This is a genomic window from Pseudarthrobacter sp. MEB009 (genome assembly GCF_030208875.1).
Classification (GTDB): domain Bacteria; phylum Actinomycetota; class Actinomycetes; order Actinomycetales; family Micrococcaceae; genus Arthrobacter.
Genome location: NZ_JARVTC010000007.1, coordinates 283,439 through 302,003 on the forward strand (window position 1 = coordinate 283,439; position 18,565 = coordinate 302,003).

Sequence of the window (18,565 nt, forward strand, 5' to 3'; positions counted from 1 at the left end):
TAGTCTAGGACTCTTTGGGGAAGCGAGAGATTCCGCGCCAAGCTAAACGGTAGATCAGGTCGCTGGCCACATTGAGGTCCAGGTTTCCGTCCGTTTCAAGCCAGTACCGGGCGCTGACCTGCGCCATTCCGGCGAGGCCGCGGCCCAGGAGCTCAGCTTCCAGGTGCGGAAGCTTGGTGTCCTCGGCGATGACGTGCGCGATGGCGTCGGCAAAGGTCCTGTTAAAGGTTTCCAGCCGGGAACTGACGTCCGGATCGTTGATCAGGTCCGATTCGAAAACCAGCCGGTGGGCCTGGTCATCGCTGGCGATGAACTGGAAGTAGGCACGCATCACCGCCTGGACGCGCTCGTCGTTGTCGGTGGTGGAGTTCAAGGCACCCATCATCAACGCGGTGAGGGAGGTCAGGTGGCTGTCCAGGAGAGCCAGGTACAGCTCCCGTTTGGAGGGGAAGTGCTGGTACAGCACCGGCTTGCTGACATGGGCCGTTTCGGCGATCTCGTCCATGGCGGCGCCGTGGTAGCCGTTGGCCACAAAAACTTCCTGCGCTGCTGAAAGGAGTTGGGCGCGCCGCTCGTCCCGGGGGAGCCGGGCGGAGCGTTGGCCTGCAGGGCGCGGGGAGGTGGGCGGAGCTTCGGCGTTCGGGTGATCAGCCCGTGCATCAGGGACCACGGTTGTCCCTCCTTCCATTGCAGTTACATAGACACTTTACTGCCGGGTAATATGACCGCGCGGTATCCCGGGGCATACATTGAAGTATGGCTTCGATGTTCACCGCAAATGTGTCAGCAGAAACCCTTGAACCGCTGGTGGAACCCGCGGCAGGGCTCAGCGCTGAAGAGGTGGAGCGCTACTCGCGGCACCTGATCATTCCGGAGATCGGCGCGCTGGGCCAGCGCCGGCTCAAAAATGCCAAAGTGCTGGTTATCGGCGCGGGCGGACTCGGTTCCCCCGCACTGCTGTACCTGGCGGCTGCCGGGGTGGGGACCCTGGGCATCGTTGATGATGACGCCGTGGACCTCAGCAACCTGCAGCGCCAGGTCATCCATGGTGTGGCGGACGTGGGGCGGCCAAAGATCGAGTCCGCCCGGGACGCCATCGCGGAGCTGAACCCACTGGTGGACGTCCGGCTCCACAACGTCCGGCTGGATACATCCAACGCCCTGGAGCTTTTTGCCGGCTATGACCTCATCCTTGACGGCGCGGACAACTTCGGCACGCGTTACCTGGTGAACGACGCCGCAGCCATCCTGGGCAAACCCTACGTGTGGGGGTCCATTTTCCGTTTCGACGGCCAGGTCAGCGTCTTCTGGGAGAAGCACGGACCCACCTACCGGGATCTCTACCCCGAAGCCCCGCCCGCCGGGTCAGTGCCCTCCTGCGGCGAGGGCGGCGTCTTCGGGATGTTGTGCGCAGCCGTGGGCTCCCTGATGGTGACCGAAGCGGTCAAGCTGATTACCGGCGTCGGGCGTTCACTGCTGGGCCGGGTGGCGCTGTTCGACGCGCTGGGCGGCAGCTGGCGCGAAATCCGGGTGTCCAAGGACCCGGCCGCGGAGCCCATCACCGAACTGGTGGATTATGACGCGTTCTGCGGCATCACCCCCGACGTTCCCACGGACACCGAGCACACTGTCACCGCCACCCAGCTGGCCTCCATGCTGGCCTCACGGAAGGCCGGGCTCCGGGACTTCGAGCTGGTGGACGTGCGGGAATCCGGTGAGTACGACATTGTCCGGATCGAGGGCGCGGTACTGGTGCCGCAGGGCCGGATCCTGGCCGGGGAAGCCTGGGGCGAGCTTCCGCAGGACAAGGACATTGTGTTCCACTGCAAGGCCGGGACCAGGTCCGCCAATGTGCTGGCCGCGGCCCGGAAAGCCGGTTACCAGCGCGTCAGCCACCTTGACGGCGGCATCCTGTCCTGGGTTCGCGACGTGGAGCCCAACAAGCCGGTCTACTGACCCCGTTGCGCTATCACCTCTGGTCGCAATAAGGGCCCGCAGGGGACCATAAGTGATAGGGCAACGCGGGGGTGCGGGGCGGGTCAGGCGGTTTCGAGGCCCTGGTGACTCTGGTGGCGCTGGTGGTCCTGCCGGCCCTGATGGTCCACGGGGCATTCGGCCTGCGTGGCCTGCGCTGCGGGCTGGTCCACCGTGATGCCGTAGAGCGCCTCCAGGGCGGCCACGTACTCGTCCTGCTGGCCGTTGGCGGCGAGTTCCCGTGCCCGGACGGTGGGGACGTGCAGGAGCTGCTTCACCATGCGGCGGAGCGCGAACTCGACCTCTTCAGCAGCTGCCGTGCAGCCGTGCCGGGCCCGGACCTTTTCCATTTCGGCGTCCAGGACGTTCATGGTGTGCCGGCGGAGGGCAACGATCGCCGAATCGACGGAGCGTGCCTCGCGTTCCTGCTCGAAGGCGCTGGCGGCAGTCCTGACAATCCCGCTGGCCTGGGCCAGGGATTCGGCCTGTTCCTGCGGCGCCGCGAGGCGCACGGATTCGAGGGTGAGCAGTTCCACGCCGTCGAGTTCTCCGACGGCGGGGTCGAAGTCATGCGTCAGGGCAAGGTCGATGGCGATCAGCGGCTGCGGGGAGCCGGCGCGGACCTGCGCCAGTTCGTCGGCTTCAACGCGGGTATCCGAGCCGCTGCAGCCGATCATGACGTCAGCCGCGGCGACCGCGGAACGCAGGGAATCGGCGTCGAGGGCCGTGCCTCCGCGGGTGGCTACAAACCCTTCGGCGCGCCCGGACGAGGAGAAAACCGAGATATCGGTGCAGCCGCGTTCGCGAAGCAGCGCCATGGTGGCGCCGGCATAGGCGCCGGTACCGAAGACGACGACTTTTTTGGCGGCCCAGCCGGGGTTTTCGGAGAGGTCGGTGGCCAGGTCCAGCGCCACGGAGACGATGGAGAGGCCCCGGGAGCCCAGGGCGGTCTGCGCGCCGACGTCCTTGGCGGTCTTGGAAGCGGCCTGGAAGAGCCGGACCAGGCCGGGGCTGGCGGTGCCCTCGTGCTGGGCCATGATGAGGGCACGGCGCACCTGGCCGGCAATTTCGCGTTCGCCCACGACGGCGGAATCCAGTCCCGCGCTGACGGCAAACAGATGCTTGGTCACTTCAGTGCCGGTCCGGGTGCTCAGGGACCGGGAAACGAGCGGTTCGCTAAGCCCACTGGCATCGCTGATCCGGGCCACGAGCGCTGCGCGGGCCGCTTCGACATCATCAGGATGCGGCGCCTCGCCGTAGATTTCGTACCGGTTGCAGGTGGCAAGGACAACCGCACCCGACACTGCCGGCGATCCGGTCAGCATGGATGTAGCGATACCGGAGGAACCGTTGCTCAACTGGGCAACGGTCTCAAGGTCGATGTCGGCGTGTGTAGCCACCAATGAAAAAAGAACCACAACGGACCAATCATAGCTTTTTCGCGGCTCGGTAGAACAACTGCGGCCGCCGGGAAGGGCAGATGGCTGCTGTGATTCCTGCCACGGGGGCTCCTGTCATGGTTTGCGGCGCCTGCCCGCCGTTATCTTTTGCCGCCGATTTTGGGCACAATCGAGAGCATGACTTCCAGCCCTGCCGTGTCCGCTGCCGGCGTCCTAGCGCCAGACCACCCGCTGTTGGATGGCCGCACCACCGATTCCCCGCTGATCACCGCCTACCGTGGCGGCAAGCCGTCCCGCCGTCCCGTCTGGTTCATGCGGCAGGCCGGCCGTTCCCTGCCGGAGTACATGAAGGTCCGCGAAGGCGTGGCAATGCTGGACTCCTGCCTCCGGCCGGAGTTGGCCTCGGAGATCACCCTCCAGCCCGTGCGGCGCCACGACGTGGACGCTGCCATCTTCTTCTCGGACATCGTTATTCCCCTGAAGCTGGCCGGTGTGGGCGTAGACATCGTCCCCGGCGTTGGCCCGGTGCTGGACAAACCGGTCCGGACAGCTGCTGACGTGGCGGCGCTGCCGCAGCTGACGTGGGAGGCCCTGGAGCCCATCCGCGAAGCCGTCCGCCTCACGGTGGCCCAGCTGGGCAAAACCCCGCTGATCGGCTTTGCCGGCGCGCCGTTCACCCTGGCCGCATACATGGTGGAGGGAAAGCCGTCCCGCGACCACCTGGGCCCGCGGACCATGATGCACGCTGACCCAGAAACCTGGAACGCGCTGGCCAACTGGGCAGCTGACGCTTCCGGCATGTTCCTGCAGGCGCAGCTTGAGGCCGGCGCCTCCGCAGCCCAGCTTTTTGATTCCTGGGCCGGTTCGCTGGGCCTGGCCGACTACGAGAAGTACGTTGCCCCCGCCTCGGCCCGCGCCCTGGACCACGTCCGCCACCACGGTGCCCCCCTCATCCACTTCGGCACCGGCACTTCCGAGCTCCTGGTGGCCATGCATAACGTCGGCGTCGACGTCATGGGCGTGGACTACCGGCTGCCCCTGGACGAAGCCAACCGGCGCCTGGGCGGAAGCGTCCCACTGCAGGGGAACATCGATCCTGCCCTGCTGCCCGCCCCTTGGGAGGTACTGGAAGCCCATGTCCGTGAGGTCATCGCCGCCGGCTCCGCAGCCCCGGGCCACGTCCTGAACCTGGGCCACGGCGTGCCGCCCGAGACGGATCCGGCAGTCCTGACCCGCGTGGTTGAACTCATCCACTCCATCGCACCGGAGTAGTCCGGTGGGCACGTTGGCGGCGCAGCCCGGAGCCGCCCTGGTGATCGGTGGCGGCATCTCCGGCCTGCTGGCGGCCAGGGAACTGTCGGCCGCCGGGCACGCCGTCACGGTCCTCGAAGCCGGTAGCAGCTGGGGCGGCTGCATCGGCAGCCACACGCTGGCCGGGCTCACCCTGGACAGCGGCGCCGAATCCTTTGCCACCCGCAGCGACGCGGTGGCCACCCTTGCCGCTGAGCTGGGACTGGCCGGCGAAATTGTGGCACCGCGTCCCGGCGGCGCCTGGGTCCAATTGCCGGATGGTCCCCGCGAGCTGCCTAAAACCGGCGTCCTGGGCATACCCGCCAACCCGTGGGACCCGGAGGTCCGCCGGTCCCTTGGCCTGCTGGGCTCCCTGCGCGCCTCCCTGGACCGCTTCCTGCCGGCCTCGGTGGGCACTTCCGCTCCCGTCACCAGCGTGTCCGCCCTGGTCCGGGTGCGGATGGGCACACGCGTCCTGGAACGTATGGTGGCCCCCGTCGTGGGTGGCGTGCATTCGGCGGACCCGGGACTGCTCGACGTCGACATGGTGGCCCCGGGGCTGCGGGCAGGAATCAGGGACCACGGTTCGCTCGCTGCCGCGGTCTCCGCCCAGCGCCGGGCCCGTGCAGGGACTGCCACCGGGTCAGGGGCTGCCACCGGCAGCGCTCCCGGCCGGCCTGCAAAAGCCGGCTCCGCTGTGGCCGGACTGGCCGGCGGCATGCATACCCTCGTAACCGCGCTGGTAGCTGACCTTCGTGGCCGTGGCGTTGCCCTCCTCCCGAATACCGCAGCCGGCAGCGTCACCAGGAACCCGTCGGGTTGGCAGGTCACCACGCCCGGACAGACTCTTGCCGCAGCCCTCCTGGTGGTGGCTGTGGACGGCCCGGCCGCCGTCGGCCTCCTGGAAAACGCCGTGCCGGCCATTGCGGGCAAGCAGCCCGCGTCCGGCCCGGACGTGAAACTGGTGACCCTGGTGGTGGACGAGGCAGGCCTGGACGCCCGGCCCCGCGGCACGGGCGTGCTGGTGGCGCCAGGCACACCCGGCATCGAGGCCAAGGCACTCACCCACGCCACCGGGAAGTGGGACTGGCTCGATGCAGCGGCTGGCCCCGGCCGGCATGTGCTCCGGCTGTCCTACGGAAAGGTCGATGGCGCCGGCGGGCAGCAGGCGGGCCCGGAAACGGACGGGGACCTCCTGGCAGCTGCCTTGCGCGACGCCACCGCCCTGTTGGCGCAGGCTGTCGGCCCGGACCACGTGGTGGCCTGGGACGTGGTCCGGTGGCGCGGCGCCCTGCCGTTCGCCGCGGTGGGCCACAAGGCCCGGGTGGCCGACATCCGGGCGGCGTGCACGGCCGCCGGCAACCTGGCCGTGGTGGGTGGCTGGGTGGCGGGCAACGGCCTCGCCGCAGTGGTTTCCGACACACGGGAACAGGCGCGCATCCTCATCGGCTGACCATCGTTGCTGGTCAGCGCCGGGTGTAGCGGAAGGGCGCCGAAAACGCGCGTTGTGGGCCCGGGTCACGGACTTCACCCTGCCCCGAACGGGCGGCTAGGGTCGGTGCCCATGGTTTACAACAGGTCCAGGCCAGCACTGTCCTCGGCCGGTATCCATGGGGGAATCCGGCGGGGCGCGGCAGCTGCGGCCATCGGAACGGTACTGGTCCTTAGCTCCGGAGCCGCGTCGTCATGGGGTGCGGATGCGCCGCCCTCCGCGCCGCAACAGAAATCCCGGCCGGAGGCAACTTTTGCGGCAGCCGAGGAGAAGACCCCGGAGCCCGCGCCGGGGAAATCCACTGCCCCTGCCACCACGCCGGCCTCCACGGCTACGGGGTTTCCCACAACGCCGGCCAGCACGGCACCGTCGCCCGGATCGCCGTCGGCCGTTCCCGCTGCCACTGCACCAGCCACTGCGGCGCCGGCACCCACCACGTCACCCACCGCGGCGACGCCGTCGACCACAACACCGACGCCCACCACCCCGGCCATGCCACCCACCACAGCAACGCCCAACGCCGCAACACCCCGTAGCATCCCGGCGGCACCGCAGGCGCCGGCCAGCGAAGCCGCTGCGGCGCCGGGCGGAACCGCACGACAGAATCCGGCGGACAACGGGGGAGCGGCGGCCGCCCCGTCCACTCCGGTACCCGCCCAAACCCCAGCCCCGGGCCCGGCCGCGACGCCGCAGGGCACGGGCATCCCCCGCGTCGGCTCCCAGGGCAGCACGTCGCTGGCGGTCAGCCTGCTGCACGCCGCCAATCCGGCGGCCGCGCCCGGGGCAGATCCAGCGGCCGGCCCGCAGCTGGCGATCGTGGGGCTCGGCGCCGGACTCATCGGCCTGGCCTGCGCTGCGGGCGCCGCGCTGTTCCGGCTCCGAAGCCATTAGCCAAGGGCCCCGGGCCAACCCCACCCCGCGCATTGTGTGACATTCAACACTTCTACGCGTTGTAGAAGTTGTGGGTTTCGCCTTGGCGCCCAACAGGGGGCAAACTTGTAACCATGAGCCACACTTCTGCCGAATCTGTCACTAAAACCGAAGAATCAGCCGAGCAGTTCTTTACCCTGTGGACCGTGTTCAAGCGGTCCGGGGAGGTGGTCCGCAGCGCTGACGCCGCGGCCGACTTCGAAGCCCTGCTGGAACGCCTGGGCCAGGCCGGCGTGACCCACCGCGGCAGCTACGACGTTTCCGCCATGCGCGCCGATGCGGACATCATGGTGTGGCTCCACGGCGCCAAACCCGAAGCCCTGCAGCAGGCCATCCGCGACATCCGCAGGAGCGGCCTCTTCGCCGGCACGGAAATCGTCTGGTCCGCCATGGGAGTGCACCGCGAGGCCGAGTTCGCCAAAAACCACACGCCTGCCTACTCCCGCGGCGTGGCGCCGGCCGAATGGCTGTGCGTCTACCCGTTTGTCCGCTCCTATGAGTGGTACATCCTGCCCGAGGAGGAACGCGGCGGAATGCTGCGCGAACACGGCCTCCTGGGCCGCGAATTCCCGCAGGTCATCTCCAACACCGTGTCCTCCTTCGCCCTCGGTGACTGGGAATGGATCCTGGGCCTGGAAGCCCCGGAACTCGTGGACCTCGTGGACCTGATGCGCCACCTGCGCAACACCGAAGCCCGCAACCACGTCCGCGAAGAGGTCCCGTTCTATACGGGCCGCCGCGTGTCGGCAGCTGAAGTTGCGGAGGTCCTGGCATGAGCGCCAACGGATCCGGCATCAGCACCGCCATCAACCCCGTCACCGAAGCCGGCCGGATGGCGCCCAAGGAATATGACGGCGTCCTGCTTGCCTCCTTCGGCGGCCCCGAGGGCCAGGAGGACGTCATTCCGTTCCTCCGCAACGTGACCCGCGGCCGCGGCATCCCGGATGAGCGCCTCGAAGAGGTCTCCCACCACTACCGCGCCAACGGCGGCATCAGCCCCATCAACCAGCAGAACCGCGAACTCAAGGCGGCCCTCGAGGCCGAGCTTGCTGCCCGCGGCATCAACCTGCCCATCCTCTGGGGCAACCGCAACTGGGATCCCTACATCCCGCAGACCCTGCAGGACGCGTACGACGCCGGCCACCGCCGCCTGCTGATGCTCACCACGAGTGCCTACTCCTGTTACTCCAGCTGCCGCCAGTACCGCGAGGACATCGGCATGGCCCTGACGGAAACCGGCCTGGACGGCCGGCTCGAAGTGGACAAGGTTCGCCAGTACTTCGACCACCCCGGCTTTGTGGAACCGTTCGTCGAAGGCACCGCAGCCGGCCTGGCCGATGTCCGCGCGCAGCTCGCCGCGGCCGGGACACCGGATGCTCCCATCCAGATCCTCTTCGCCACGCACTCCATCCCCACCCGCGACGCCGATGCGGCCGGCCGGTCGGACGGCGAGCCCCGCGAATTCGAGGAGGGCTCGGCGTACGTTGCCCAGCACCTTGCCTCCGCCGCCGCCGTCATCCGGCGCGTCGAGGAGGAATCAGGCCTCACCGCTCCTTGGTCGCTGGTGTACCAGTCCCGCTCCGGCGCCCCGCACGTGCCGTGGCTGGAACCTGACATCAACGATGCCATCGAGGAACTCGCCGGCAAGGGCGTCAGGGGCATCGTCATTGTCCCGCTCGGATTCGTCAGTGACCACATGGAAGTTGTGTGGGACCTCGACACCGAGGCCCTGGAGACCTGCGCCAACCTGAGCCTGGCCGCAACCCGGGTACCCACCCCGGGCACCCACCGCACGTTTGTTGCCGGCATGGTGGACCTCATCCTGGAACGGACCGCCACCAACAACATCAGCGACCGGCCCGCCGTCACCGGTCTGGGGCCCTGGTACGACGTCTGCCGTCCCGGCTGCTGCGCCAACTTCCGCGGCGAAAAGCCCACGATCGCCGCAGCCGACACCACTGTAGGCACCGGCCACGACCCTTATCCCGGGACAGCCGCAGCAGGTCCGGCCGGGGGAGCCTCGCAGCAGTGACGGTAAGGATCGGAACGCGCGCCAGCAAACTCGCGCTCACCCAGACGCAGCAGACCGCGGACCAGCTTGCCGCCGTCGGGGGTTTCCCGGTGGAACTGGTGCACATCAGGACCGACGGCGACGTCCTGACCGGGTCGCTGTCGCAGATGGGCGGCACCGGCGTTTTTGTGGCTGCCCTTCGCGACGCCCTGATCCGCAACGAATGCGACGTTGCGGTTCATTCATTGAAGGACCTGCCCACCGGCGCTGCCGTGGGACTGAGCCTCGCGGCAACGCCGCGGCGCGTTGATGTCCGCGACGTGCTGTGCGCACGGGACGGGCTCAAGCTGGCCGACCTGCCTGCCGGCGCAACCGTGGGCACTGGGTCGCCCCGGCGCGCCGCCCAGCTCCGCGCCGCCCGGCCCGACCTGGACATCCTGGACATCCGCGGCAACGTGGACACGCGGCTGGGCCGCGTTGCCGGCCTGCCGGGCAACACCACCGCCGAGGTGGTCCCCGGAAAGACCTGTGACCTGGACGCAGTGGTCCTCGCAGCCGCCGGACTGGAGCGGATCGGCCGGCTGGACGCGGTCAGCGAATTCCTCGAAACCGATGTGATGCTGCCCGCCGCCGGCCAGGGCTCCCTGGCCATCGAATGCCGGACAGCGGACGCGCCGCGGAAGGCCGGCAGTACCGAAGGCTCCCAGGCTGTCCTGGCCCAGGCCCTCGCCGCCCTTGACGACCCCGACACCCGGCTGGCCGTCACCGCCGAACGTGCCCTCCTGGCCCGGCTTGAAGCGGGGTGCGCGGCTCCCGTCGGTGCTTACGCCTACCGCAAGGGCAGCATGCTCCACCTCGAAGCTGCTGTCTGTGCAGTGGACGGCACGGCCACCGTCCGGGACAAGCGCGCTACGGACGGACTGACCGAAGTAGGTGCCACCCTCCTGGGAATCGAACTGGCTGAGGCGCTGCTGGCTGCAGGGGCCGCGGACATCGCCGATCTCCAGGCGTCCTGATCCCGCAATGGGACCCACGTCCAGCGAATCCGGAACCGGGCAGCCGCTGCGCGGCACCCAGGTGCTGGTAACCCGCAGTCCCGAACGGTCCACCGGGCTGGTCGCAGCACTGGAGGCGGCAGGAGCCACAGCCCTGGTGCTGCCCCTGATCGACTTTGAACGGGCAGCGGACCAGCACGCCCTTGAGGTGGCCTGCGACGGCCTGGGTGCCGGTGCCTTCGAATGGCTGGTGGTCAGCAGCGCCACCACCGTCCACGTCCTGGTGGCCCAGGCCGTCGACCGTGGGCGATCCCTGGGGGCCTGGCTGCCCGCTGCCACCCGGGTCGCGGCCATCGGGCCGGCCACCCGCAGGCTGCTCGAAGCCAACGGGGTCACTGTCACCCTGGTCCCAGCCCGCGAACAGTCCGCCGCCGGGCTCCTTGAAGTCTGGCCCGGCGGAACCGGCCCCGTCCTGCTGCCCCAGGCAGACATCGCCGCTTCCCGGCTGGCGGACGGACTGGCAGCTTCCGGCAGCAACGTCACGGCTGTCACCGCCTACCGGACCGTGGACTTCCCGGCCGCACCGGAGCGCCGCCTGGCCATCGCCGCGGAACCCGGCACCCCACAGCCGCGGCTGGTGTCTGCGGCCACTGCAGCTGCCGGCATGTCTGCGGGCACCATCCACGCCGTTGTGGCGGCCTCACCCAGCGCCGTCCGGCGGCTTGCCGTCCTGTTCCCGCTCCAGGCCTGCCGCCTGATCGCCATCGGGACGTCGACGGCGGACCAGGCTGCGGAGCTCGGCTGGCCCGCCGCGGCAGTGGCTACAGACCCCACATCTGCCGGGCTGGTCGAAGCCCTGACAGGTTCCATTGGACCAGGGCACGAGCCCGGTCTGGCCGCAGCACCGCCCTGACCGGCCCTGGCCACTGCCCCCCAACTTCCAGCACCTGAGACACCGTGAAGGACACAGGACCATGACGTTCCCCAACCACCGCCCCCGCCGCCTGCGCACCACCCCCGCCATGCGGCGGCTGACCGCCGAAACCCGGCTGGCGCCGGCAGAGCTGATCCTGCCAGCCTTCATCCGCGAGGGCCTCACCGAACCCAACCCCATCACGTCCATGCCCGGCGTAGCCCAGCACACCACCGAATCACTCCGACGCGCGGCGGCCCAGGCCGTGGAGCTGGGACTGGGTGGCATTATGCTGTTCGGCATTCCCGAGGTCCGCGACGCCGAGGGAACCGCCTCGCTGGACCCTGACGGCGTCCTCAACAAGGCCATCCGCGACGTCCGCGCCGAAGTCGGCGATGACCTGGTCATCATGAGCGACGTGTGCCTCGACGAATTCACCGACCACGGCCACTGCGGCGTTCTCGACGCCGACGGTTACGTTGACAACGACCGCACCGTGGAGATCTACGCCAGGATGGCCGTAGCCCAGGCCGACGCCGGGGCCCACATGCTCGGTCCCTCCGGCATGATGGACGGCCAGATCGCGGCCATCCGCACTGCCCTTGATGCGGCCGGCCACACCACCACGTCCGTGGTGGCCTACGCCGCCAAATATGCGTCCGCCTTCTACGGCCCGTTCCGCGAGGCCGTCGATTCCCAGCTCAAGGGCGACAGGCGGACCTACCAGATGGACGCCGGCAACCGCACCGAAGCGCTCCGCGAAGTGGAGCTTGACCTCGCCGAAGGCGCCGACATCGTGATGGTTAAACCCGCCATGAGCTACCTGGACATCGTGGCGGACGTCGCGGCCATGAGCCCCGTCCCCGTGGCCGCCTACCAGATCTCCGGCGAGTACGCCATGATCGAAGCGGCCGCCGCCAACGGCTGGATCGACCGGAGGGCCGCCATCACCGAATCCGTCCTTGGCATCCGCCGCGCCGGCGCCAACATGGTGCTCACCTACTGGGCCGCCGAGCTTGCCGGCTGGCTGAAGGAATCCTGATGACTGAGACGCAACACGCCACCGCCGGCGGCCCGGCACCGGCCAGCCCCACTGCACCCGTGGGCGCGAACCGTATCCTCCTGGGCCTGAACACGTTCGGGGACGTTGGCGAGAATCCGGACGGCAGCCCACAACCGCACGCCCAGGCCCTGCGCCAACTGCTGGAACAGGCCGAACTTGCCGACGCCGTCGGTCTTCACTCCTTCGGCGTGGGGGAGCACCACCGGCAGGACTACGCCGTCTCCGCCCCCGAGGTCTTCCTGGCTGCTGCCGCCGCCCGGACGCAGCAGATCCGGCTGGGCTCCGCCGTGACGGTGCTCAGCTCAGATGATCCCATCCGTGTTTTCCAGCGTTTCTCGACGGTGGACGCCATTTCCAACGGCCGCGCTGAAGTGATGCTGGGGCGCGGCTCCTTTGTGGAATCGTTCCCGCTGTTCGGGCTTGACCTTGCCGATTACGAGGTCCTCTTTGAGGAAAAACTGGAGCTGTTCGACAAGGTCAGGGCGCAGAAACCGGTCCACTGGGAAGGCCGCACCCGGCCCGCGCTGCACGGGCTGAGCGTCTACCCGCCGTTGGAGCACCACCTGCTGCCCACCTGGATCGGCGTAGGCGGGACCCCCGAATCCGTGCTCCGCTGCGCCCAGTACGGCTACCCCATCATCTTTGCGATCATCGGCGGCCAGCCCCGGTCCTTCGGCCCGTTGGCGGACCTGTACCGCGAAGCGATGGGCAAGTACGGGCACCCGGCGCAGCAGGTTGCCACCCACTCGCCCGGACACGTGGCGGACACCGACGAAGCGGCGAAGGCGGAGTTCTTCCCGCACTGGCTCAAACTCCGGAACAAGCTCGGCGCCGAACGCGGCTGGGGCCCCGCCGGCCGGGGCGAGTTCGAAGCCCTGTGCGCCCCGGAGGGTGCCCTGTACGTCGGGTCACCGGAAACGGTGGCCGGCAAGATCGTCCGGCTCAAGAAGGACCTGGGAGCTGACCGCTTCGACCTGAAGTACAGCAGCGGACCTTTGCCCCACGCCGCGATGCTGCGGTCCATTGAACTGATGGGTACGGCGGTGGCGCCCAGGGTGGCGGAACTGCTGGCCGGCTAACTGAGAGAATAGACCAATGACTTCCAGCAACCTCCGCAACGAGGAACTCTTTGACCGTGCCCGCAAGCTGATGCCCGGCGGGGTCAACTCCCCGGTCCGGGCCTTCGGGTCAGTCGGAGGCACACCGCGCTTTATGGTGTCCGCCAAAGGGCCGTACCTGACGGACGCCGACGGCAAGGAATACGTGGACCTCGTCTGCTCCTGGGGGCCGGCCCTGCTGGGCCACGCCCACCCCGCCGTGCTGGATGCCGTCCACACGGCAGTGGACCGTGGCCTGTCCTTCGGTGCGTCCACCCCGGATGAGGCCAACCTCGCCGCCATCGTGCAGGAGCGGGTGCCCGCCGCAGAGCGTGTCCGGATGGTTTCCACCGGCACCGAGGCCACCATGACCGCTGTCCGGCTGGCCCGCGGCTTCACCGGCCGCAACCTGATCATCAAGTTCGCCGGCTGCTACCACGGCCACCTGGACGGGCTCCTTGCCGCCGCCGGCTCCGGCCTGGCCACGCTGGCGCTGCCCGGCTCCGCCGGCGTCACCGCGGCCACCGCCGCTGAAACGCTGGTACTGCCGTACAACGACCTTGCCGCCGTCGAAGCCGCGTTTGCCCTGCATGGGGCCGACATTGCCGCCGTCATCACCGAGGCTGCCCCCGCCAACATGGGTGTGGTCACCCCCGCGGAGGGCTTCAACCTGGGCCTGTCCCGGATCACCCGGGCACACGGCGCGCTGCTGATTGTGGACGAGGTCCTGACCGGCTTCCGCACCGGATACTCGGGCTACTGGGGACTCACCGGCGGCGCCCCGGACGCGGCGGAGCCCTGGACCCCGGACCTGCTCACCTTCGGCAAGGTCATCGGCGGTGGAATGCCGACGGCGGCCCTTGGCGGGCGTGCCGACGTGATGGATTACCTGGCACCCGTGGGCCCGGTGTACCAGGCCGGTACGCTGTCCGGCAATCCCGTGGCCATGGCTGCCGGGGTTGCCACCCTCACCCACGCCACCCGCGACGTGTACTCCTTCATCGACGTCCGGTCCCTGGAACTGTCCTCGGCCGTGTCCAAGGCCCTCGACGCAGCCGGGGTTGACCACTCCATCCAGTTCGCCGGGAACCTGTTCTCGGTGGCGTTCGGCACCTCGGCCAACGGCGTCCACAACTACGCCGACGCCCAGGCCCAGGAAGTCTTCCGGTACGCACCGTTCTTCCACTCCATGCTGGAGTCCGGCGTGTACCTGCCGCCGTCGGTGTTTGAGGCATGGTTCCTGTCAGCCGCGCACGACGACGCTGCCATGAACCGCATCTTCGACGCCCTGCCGGCCGCCGCTGGGGCCGCCGCCGCAGCCCAAGGCTAGTCCCGGCGTCGACCCTTACCCGCGCAAAAAAATCCCCGGTTGCCACCAAGGCAACCGGGGATTTTCCGTTCCAGCGACGGGGCCTAGAGGACGTCCGAAAGGAAGCCTTTGAGCCGGTCCGTCGCGGGGGACGTGAAGATCTGCTCGGGCGGGCCCGACTCCACCACAACCCCGGCGTCCATGAAGGTCACGGAGTCGGAAACGTTGCGGGAGAAGCCCATCTCGTGGGTCACCACCACCATTGTCATGCCGCCCTTGGCGAGGTCGGTCATCAGCGCCAGGACGCCCTTGACCAGCTCCGGGTCCAGGGCTGAGGTGGCCTCGTCGAAGAACATCACCTCTGGCTTCATGGCCAAAGCGCGGGCGATTGCCACCCGCTGCTGCTGGCCGCCGGACAGGTTGGCTGGCCGTGCATCGGCCTTGTGCTTGAGGCCCACCAGGTCAAGCTGTTCCAGGGCTTCGGCGCGGGCCTGGTCCTTGGACAGCTTGCGGAGCTTCTGCAGCGCCAGCGAAACGTTCTCCACCACTGTTTTGTGCGGGAACAGGTTGAACTGCTGGAACACCATGCCGATGCGCTGCCGGAGCTCGTCCGGATTGTCCTTCAGGACCGAGCGGCCATCCAGAAGGATGTCACCCTGGTCCGGTTCGATGAGGCGGTTCATCACCCGCAGGAGCGTGGACTTGCCGGACCCAGAGGGGCCGATCACCGATGCTGTGGTGCCCTTTTCCACGTGCAGGTCGATGCCACGGAGGACATGGTTGTGCCCGAAGGAGAGGTGCAGGTTCTTGCCGGTCAGGGTGCCGGAAGTAAAGTCCGTCATGCCTGTGCCCCCTTGCCGATAGGTGCTGCCAGCTCGTCCGGTTCACGCTTTTCCGGTTTACCGGTCCGCAGCCTGTTATCGATGTAGTTCACCAGGTGCGTGAGCGGGACGGTCAGGATCAGGTACATCACGCCGGCCGCCACAAGCGGCGACAGGTTGCCCGTGTTGGCCATGGCGTCGTTGCCGATCCGGAAGATTTCCCGGTCGGACGCCGCGAGGCCCAGCATAAACACCAGCGACGAATCCTTCAGCAGTGAGATGAATTGGTTCACCAGCGCCGGCAGGACCCGGCGGATGCCCTGCGGCACCACCACCAGGCGCATGGACCGGCCGTAGCTGAACCCGAGTGCACGGGAAGCCTCCAGCTGCCCCTTTTCCACGCTCTGGATGCCGGAGCGGAAAATTTCGCCGATGTAGGCCGCCGCAATCAGCGTCAGCGCCAGGATACCCAGCGGATACGGGTTGCGGGTGCCGGTGATTTCCCGGGCGATGGGACTCAGGCCGATACCGATCACCAGGATCACCAGGATGGCCGGCAGGCCGCGGAACAGGTCGGTGTAGATGCGCGCCGCCCAGCGGGCGCCGGCGTTGCGCGAAATTCCCATCAGCGCCAGCAGCAGGCCCAGAAGGCATCCGAGGATGCCGGACGCTACGGCCAGAATCAGGGTGTTGGGCAGGCCCACCATCAACAGGGAGGGAATGACCTTGGCCATTTCCTCCCAGTTGAAGAAGGTGTCAGCGAGCTGGTCCAGGAGATCCATGAACGTTGCCGCTCAATCAGCTCTGCGGAACCGTGGCGGCCTTGCTGCCCGGCTTCCAGTCGGTGGGGGTTTCGCGGTCCGGGTACCACTCCTTGGTCAGCTTGGACCAGGTACCGTCGGCGATGACCGCGTCAAGGCCTGAGTTCAGGGCGTCGATGAGCGGCTGGTTATCCTTGGCCACTGCGTAAGCCGTGAAGTTCTGCGTGTTGACCACGGACTCGGCGATGACGGTGCCGTCGCCTTCCTTGACCTGGCCGGTGGCCTGCTGGGAAGGAGCCACCCAGGCATCAACCTGGCCGTTGCGCACGTTGGCGTAGACGGTGGCGTAATCCGGGAAGCGGACCGGTTCCAGCTTCAGGGTGTTGGTGACGTAGTCATCCTGCACTGTGCCCTGGACAACGCCGATGCGCACGTCGTCCTTGAGGTCGGCGAAGCCCTTGATGTCGCCGTCGGTCTTGGCGACCACTGCCATGAAGCCGAAGTCGTAGCCGTTGGTGAAGCCGACGTTCTGGCGACGGGCATCAGTGGTGGAGATCGAGGAGGACCCGACGTCGAACTGCTTGGTGGACACCTGGGAAAGCAGCGCCGAGAAATCGGTGGCAACAAACTCAACCTCAAGGCCCAGCTTGCCGGCAACCGCACGCAGGAGTTCGTTGTCGTAACCCGTGAACTTGCCCGACGGATCGATGAAGATGTTGGGCGGTGCGTCCGAAAGGGTACCCACCTCAAGCTTGCCCTCGGTGTTGAGCCCCAGCTTGGTTTTGTCGATCTTGTCGATCGGGGTGACCTCGGCGGTGGTGTATTTATCCAGCGTCTGCTGGTCGCTGCCGGCGAGGGCGTCCGTGGGGGTTCCGCTCGGCGTGGAGGCTCCCGAGCCGCACGCGGCCAGGGAAACAGCCAGGGCCAGGGCAACAGGAGCAGCGGTGAACCACTTCATTGCTTTGATTCTCATTGGGGATGTCACTTTCATTGAGTCATAAATCAACCGGCCGCGAGGCTGCGCTGGTGGCGCCTGGCATCCGCCCATGCTGATGTGGGCATGAAAGGCAGGGGTGGCCGCAAAACTTTATTGTCTCACCCCCGCCGAACCGACCCGTGAGGTGAATAATAGACGGACGACGGCGGCGAGTCCCGAACGATATTCAGCTTGCAACGGATAACAGTGGCAGGCAGTCCGGGGGGGATGCGGCCGGACCGAATGACCTGCGGATGATTGTGGCGGTTTTATGAAGCAGGGTTACTGTGACTTGCCTCGCAGCCCCGCGGGTGTCCAGCGGCGGTCAGAACCCGCCGACGCCGGCATCCTGTGGCGGCAGGACCGGCCAGTCGCCTTCGATGACCGCCGCCGGCTTGGTTTTGCGCAGGTAGCCCTGGAAGTCGGCGGCCTGGCTGACGGCCCAGTCCACCTGCAGCTGGTGCAGCTTGCTGGCGGGCATGGCCAGCTTGGGGAACTTGCCGGCCATGGCATCGAGTACCCGCAATGTGGCCAGCGCATCCGCAGCTGAGGTGTGTGCGTTGTCCAGGACCACGCCGTACTCCTCGCACAGGGCTGTCAGGGTGCGCTTGCCCTTGCGGTAACGGTCCACCTGCTTGTTCATGATGTAGGGGTCCAGGACGGGGAACCTGGTCAGCTGGGGGACACCGTACCGGGCCGACTCGGCTGCCAGGACCGTGAAGTCGTAACTGGCGTTGAAGGCAATGACAGGGGTTCCGGCGTCGAAGAGTTCCTGCAGCAGCGTGGCAAGTTCCTGGGTGACCTCGCGGGCGGGCCGTCCCTCACGCCTGGCTTTTTCCGTGGTGACGCCGTGGATGTCACTGGCCTCGGTGGGAATCTCCACGCCGGGATCTGCCAGCCACTCGTGCTCGCTGATGACCGCACCCTGGTGGTCCACCACCGTGACCGAGGCGGTGACGATCCGCGCGGAGCGGGAGTTACGGCCCGTGGTCTCAAGGTCAAAGGCTGCGCGGGGGAGGGTGTTCCAGGTGCTCATACCTCAACGCTAACGGTGACCGCAGACAATTCCGGGGAGCGCCACTGCGGCTACATTGGATCAATGCGGATTGAGTATGTGGAGGCGGTACTGGCGGTGGTACAGCTGGTTCCCGCCGGGTCCGCGGTGGCCTACGGCGATGTCGCCGAGCTCCTGGGCGCGGGCGGGCCGCGCCAGGTGGGGGCGGTGATGAGCCATTACGGCACCGGTGTTCCATGGTGGCGCATCCTCAAGGCCAGCGGCCAGGCTCCGGAGGGCCACGAAGCCGACGCGCTGCGGCATTACCTGGCCGAGGCCACCCCGCTCCTCGGTGCCCATCAGGCGTTCCTGGCAACGGGGGAGGGCCGTTGGCGCGTGGATCTGCAGGCTGCCCGGTGGGCGCCGCTGGATGCGGACTTCGACCGGATCGACGCCATCGCCGACCTGCTGGAGCGCCAGGTGCATCGATTGTCAGTGGCTGATGATGGAATGTCGGTGTGAGCGTAACCATCCCCTTC

The 18,565-nt window shown here is 68.0% G+C and carries 19 protein-coding genes; 12 read left to right on the forward strand and 7 right to left on the reverse strand.

Going from position 1 to position 18,565, the window contains the following annotated elements:
• Positions 1–4 precede the first annotated feature (4 nt).
• Positions 5–670 (reverse strand): TetR/AcrR family transcriptional regulator, encoded by a 666-nt coding sequence (locus QRN07_RS07220; protein ID WP_050685927.1) that lies wholly within the window; start codon positions 668–670, stop codon positions 5–7.
• An 86-nt stretch (positions 671–756) separates the two neighbouring features.
• On the opposite strand from QRN07_RS07220, the gene moeB reads away from it, so the two are divergent.
• Positions 757–1,956 carry a molybdopterin-synthase adenylyltransferase MoeB gene (gene moeB, locus QRN07_RS07225; RefSeq protein ID WP_285240712.1) on the forward strand — a complete coding sequence of 400 codons (1,200 nt, stop codon included), beginning with the start codon at positions 757–759 and terminating at the stop codon, positions 1,954–1,956.
• A gap of 83 nt (positions 1,957–2,039) precedes the next feature.
• Here moeB and QRN07_RS07230 read toward each other — a convergent pair whose 3' ends face one another.
• Positions 2,040–3,392, reverse strand: a complete 1,353-nt coding sequence (locus QRN07_RS07230) for a glutamyl-tRNA reductase (protein WP_285240713.1) — start codon at positions 3,390–3,392, stop codon at positions 2,040–2,042.
• A 159-nt stretch (positions 3,393–3,551) separates the two neighbouring features.
• On the opposite strand from QRN07_RS07230, the gene hemE reads away from it, so the two are divergent.
• Complete coding sequence (gene hemE, locus QRN07_RS07235) at positions 3,552–4,646, forward strand: uroporphyrinogen decarboxylase (RefSeq protein ID WP_285240714.1); 1,095 nt, start codon at positions 3,552–3,554, stop codon at positions 4,644–4,646.
• A 4-nt stretch (positions 4,647–4,650) separates the two neighbouring features.
• The gene (gene hemG / locus QRN07_RS07240) at positions 4,651–6,117 is read left to right on the forward strand and encodes a protoporphyrinogen oxidase (RefSeq protein WP_285240715.1); all 1,467 of its coding nucleotides are present in this window, start codon (positions 4,651–4,653) and stop codon (positions 6,115–6,117) included.
• A gap of 116 nt (positions 6,118–6,233) precedes the next feature.
• On the opposite strand, the gene QRN07_RS07245 is transcribed toward hemG, so the two are convergent.
• Entirely contained in the window at positions 6,234–6,650 is a 417-nt protein-coding gene (locus QRN07_RS07245) for a hypothetical protein (protein ID WP_285240716.1), read from the reverse strand.
• On the opposite strand from QRN07_RS07245, the gene QRN07_RS07250 reads away from it, so the two are divergent.
• From QRN07_RS07250 to hemL, 8 genes are all read left to right on the forward strand, one after another.
• Positions 6,649–7,047 (forward strand): hypothetical protein, encoded by a 399-nt coding sequence (locus QRN07_RS07250; protein ID WP_285240717.1) that lies wholly within the window; start codon positions 6,649–6,651, stop codon positions 7,045–7,047. The genes QRN07_RS07245 and QRN07_RS07250 overlap by 2 nt on opposite strands.
• 113 nt (positions 7,048–7,160) lie before the next feature.
• Positions 7,161–7,862: a hydrogen peroxide-dependent heme synthase gene (gene hemQ, locus QRN07_RS07255; RefSeq protein ID WP_056597120.1), complete on the forward strand. Its 702-nt coding sequence runs from the start codon at positions 7,161–7,163 to the stop codon at positions 7,860–7,862.
• Complete coding sequence (locus tag QRN07_RS07260) at positions 7,859–9,118, forward strand: ferrochelatase (protein ID WP_285240718.1); 1,260 nt, start codon at positions 7,859–7,861, stop codon at positions 9,116–9,118. Before hemQ ends, QRN07_RS07260 begins: the two co-directional genes overlap by 4 nt.
• A complete protein-coding gene (hemC, locus tag QRN07_RS07265) occupies positions 9,115–10,113 on the forward strand; it encodes a hydroxymethylbilane synthase (protein ID WP_050685944.1) in 999 nt (332 codons plus the stop codon). The genes QRN07_RS07260 and hemC overlap by 4 nt, the downstream gene beginning before the upstream one ends.
• Before the next feature lie 7 nt (positions 10,114–10,120).
• Complete coding sequence (locus QRN07_RS07270; protein ID WP_285240719.1) at positions 10,121–11,005, forward strand: uroporphyrinogen-III synthase; 885 nt, start codon at positions 10,121–10,123, stop codon at positions 11,003–11,005.
• A 61-nt stretch (positions 11,006–11,066) separates the two neighbouring features.
• Positions 11,067–12,047: a porphobilinogen synthase gene (gene hemB / locus QRN07_RS07275; protein WP_050685948.1), complete on the forward strand. Its 981-nt coding sequence runs from the start codon at positions 11,067–11,069 to the stop codon at positions 12,045–12,047.
• Positions 12,047–13,147 carry an LLM class flavin-dependent oxidoreductase gene (locus tag QRN07_RS07280; protein ID WP_285240720.1) on the forward strand — a complete coding sequence of 367 codons (1,101 nt, stop codon included), beginning with the start codon at positions 12,047–12,049 and terminating at the stop codon, positions 13,145–13,147. The genes hemB and QRN07_RS07280 overlap by 1 nt, the downstream gene beginning before the upstream one ends.
• Before the next feature lie 16 nt (positions 13,148–13,163).
• Complete coding sequence (gene hemL, locus QRN07_RS07285; protein ID WP_050685952.1) at positions 13,164–14,495, forward strand: glutamate-1-semialdehyde 2,1-aminomutase; 1,332 nt, start codon at positions 13,164–13,166, stop codon at positions 14,493–14,495.
• 83 nt (positions 14,496–14,578) lie between these two features.
• Here the strand turns inward: hemL and QRN07_RS07290 are convergent, their stop codons facing one another.
• From QRN07_RS07290 to QRN07_RS07305, 4 genes are all read right to left on the reverse strand, one after another.
• The gene (locus QRN07_RS07290) at positions 14,579–15,316 is read right to left on the reverse strand and encodes an amino acid ABC transporter ATP-binding protein (protein ID WP_050685953.1); all 738 of its coding nucleotides are present in this window, start codon (positions 15,314–15,316) and stop codon (positions 14,579–14,581) included.
• On the reverse strand, positions 15,313–16,077 hold the full coding sequence (locus tag QRN07_RS07295) for an amino acid ABC transporter permease (RefSeq protein ID WP_050685954.1): 765 nt from the start codon (positions 16,075–16,077) through the stop codon (positions 15,313–15,315). Before QRN07_RS07295 ends, QRN07_RS07290 begins: the two co-directional genes overlap by 4 nt.
• A gap of 16 nt (positions 16,078–16,093) precedes the next feature.
• On the reverse strand, positions 16,094–17,029 hold the full coding sequence (locus QRN07_RS07300; RefSeq protein WP_050685955.1) for an ABC transporter substrate-binding protein: 936 nt from the start codon (positions 17,027–17,029) through the stop codon (positions 16,094–16,096).
• A 328-nt stretch (positions 17,030–17,357) separates the two neighbouring features.
• On the reverse strand, positions 17,358–18,068 hold the full coding sequence (locus tag QRN07_RS07305; RefSeq protein ID WP_056597129.1) for a 3'-5' exonuclease: 711 nt from the start codon (positions 18,066–18,068) through the stop codon (positions 17,358–17,360).
• 63 nt (positions 18,069–18,131) lie between these two features.
• On the opposite strand from QRN07_RS07305, the gene QRN07_RS07310 reads away from it, so the two are divergent.
• Positions 18,132–18,548, forward strand: coding sequence for an MGMT family protein (locus QRN07_RS07310; protein WP_050687949.1), 417 nt, complete (start codon positions 18,132–18,134; stop codon positions 18,546–18,548).
• Positions 18,549–18,565: the final 17 nt, after the last annotated feature.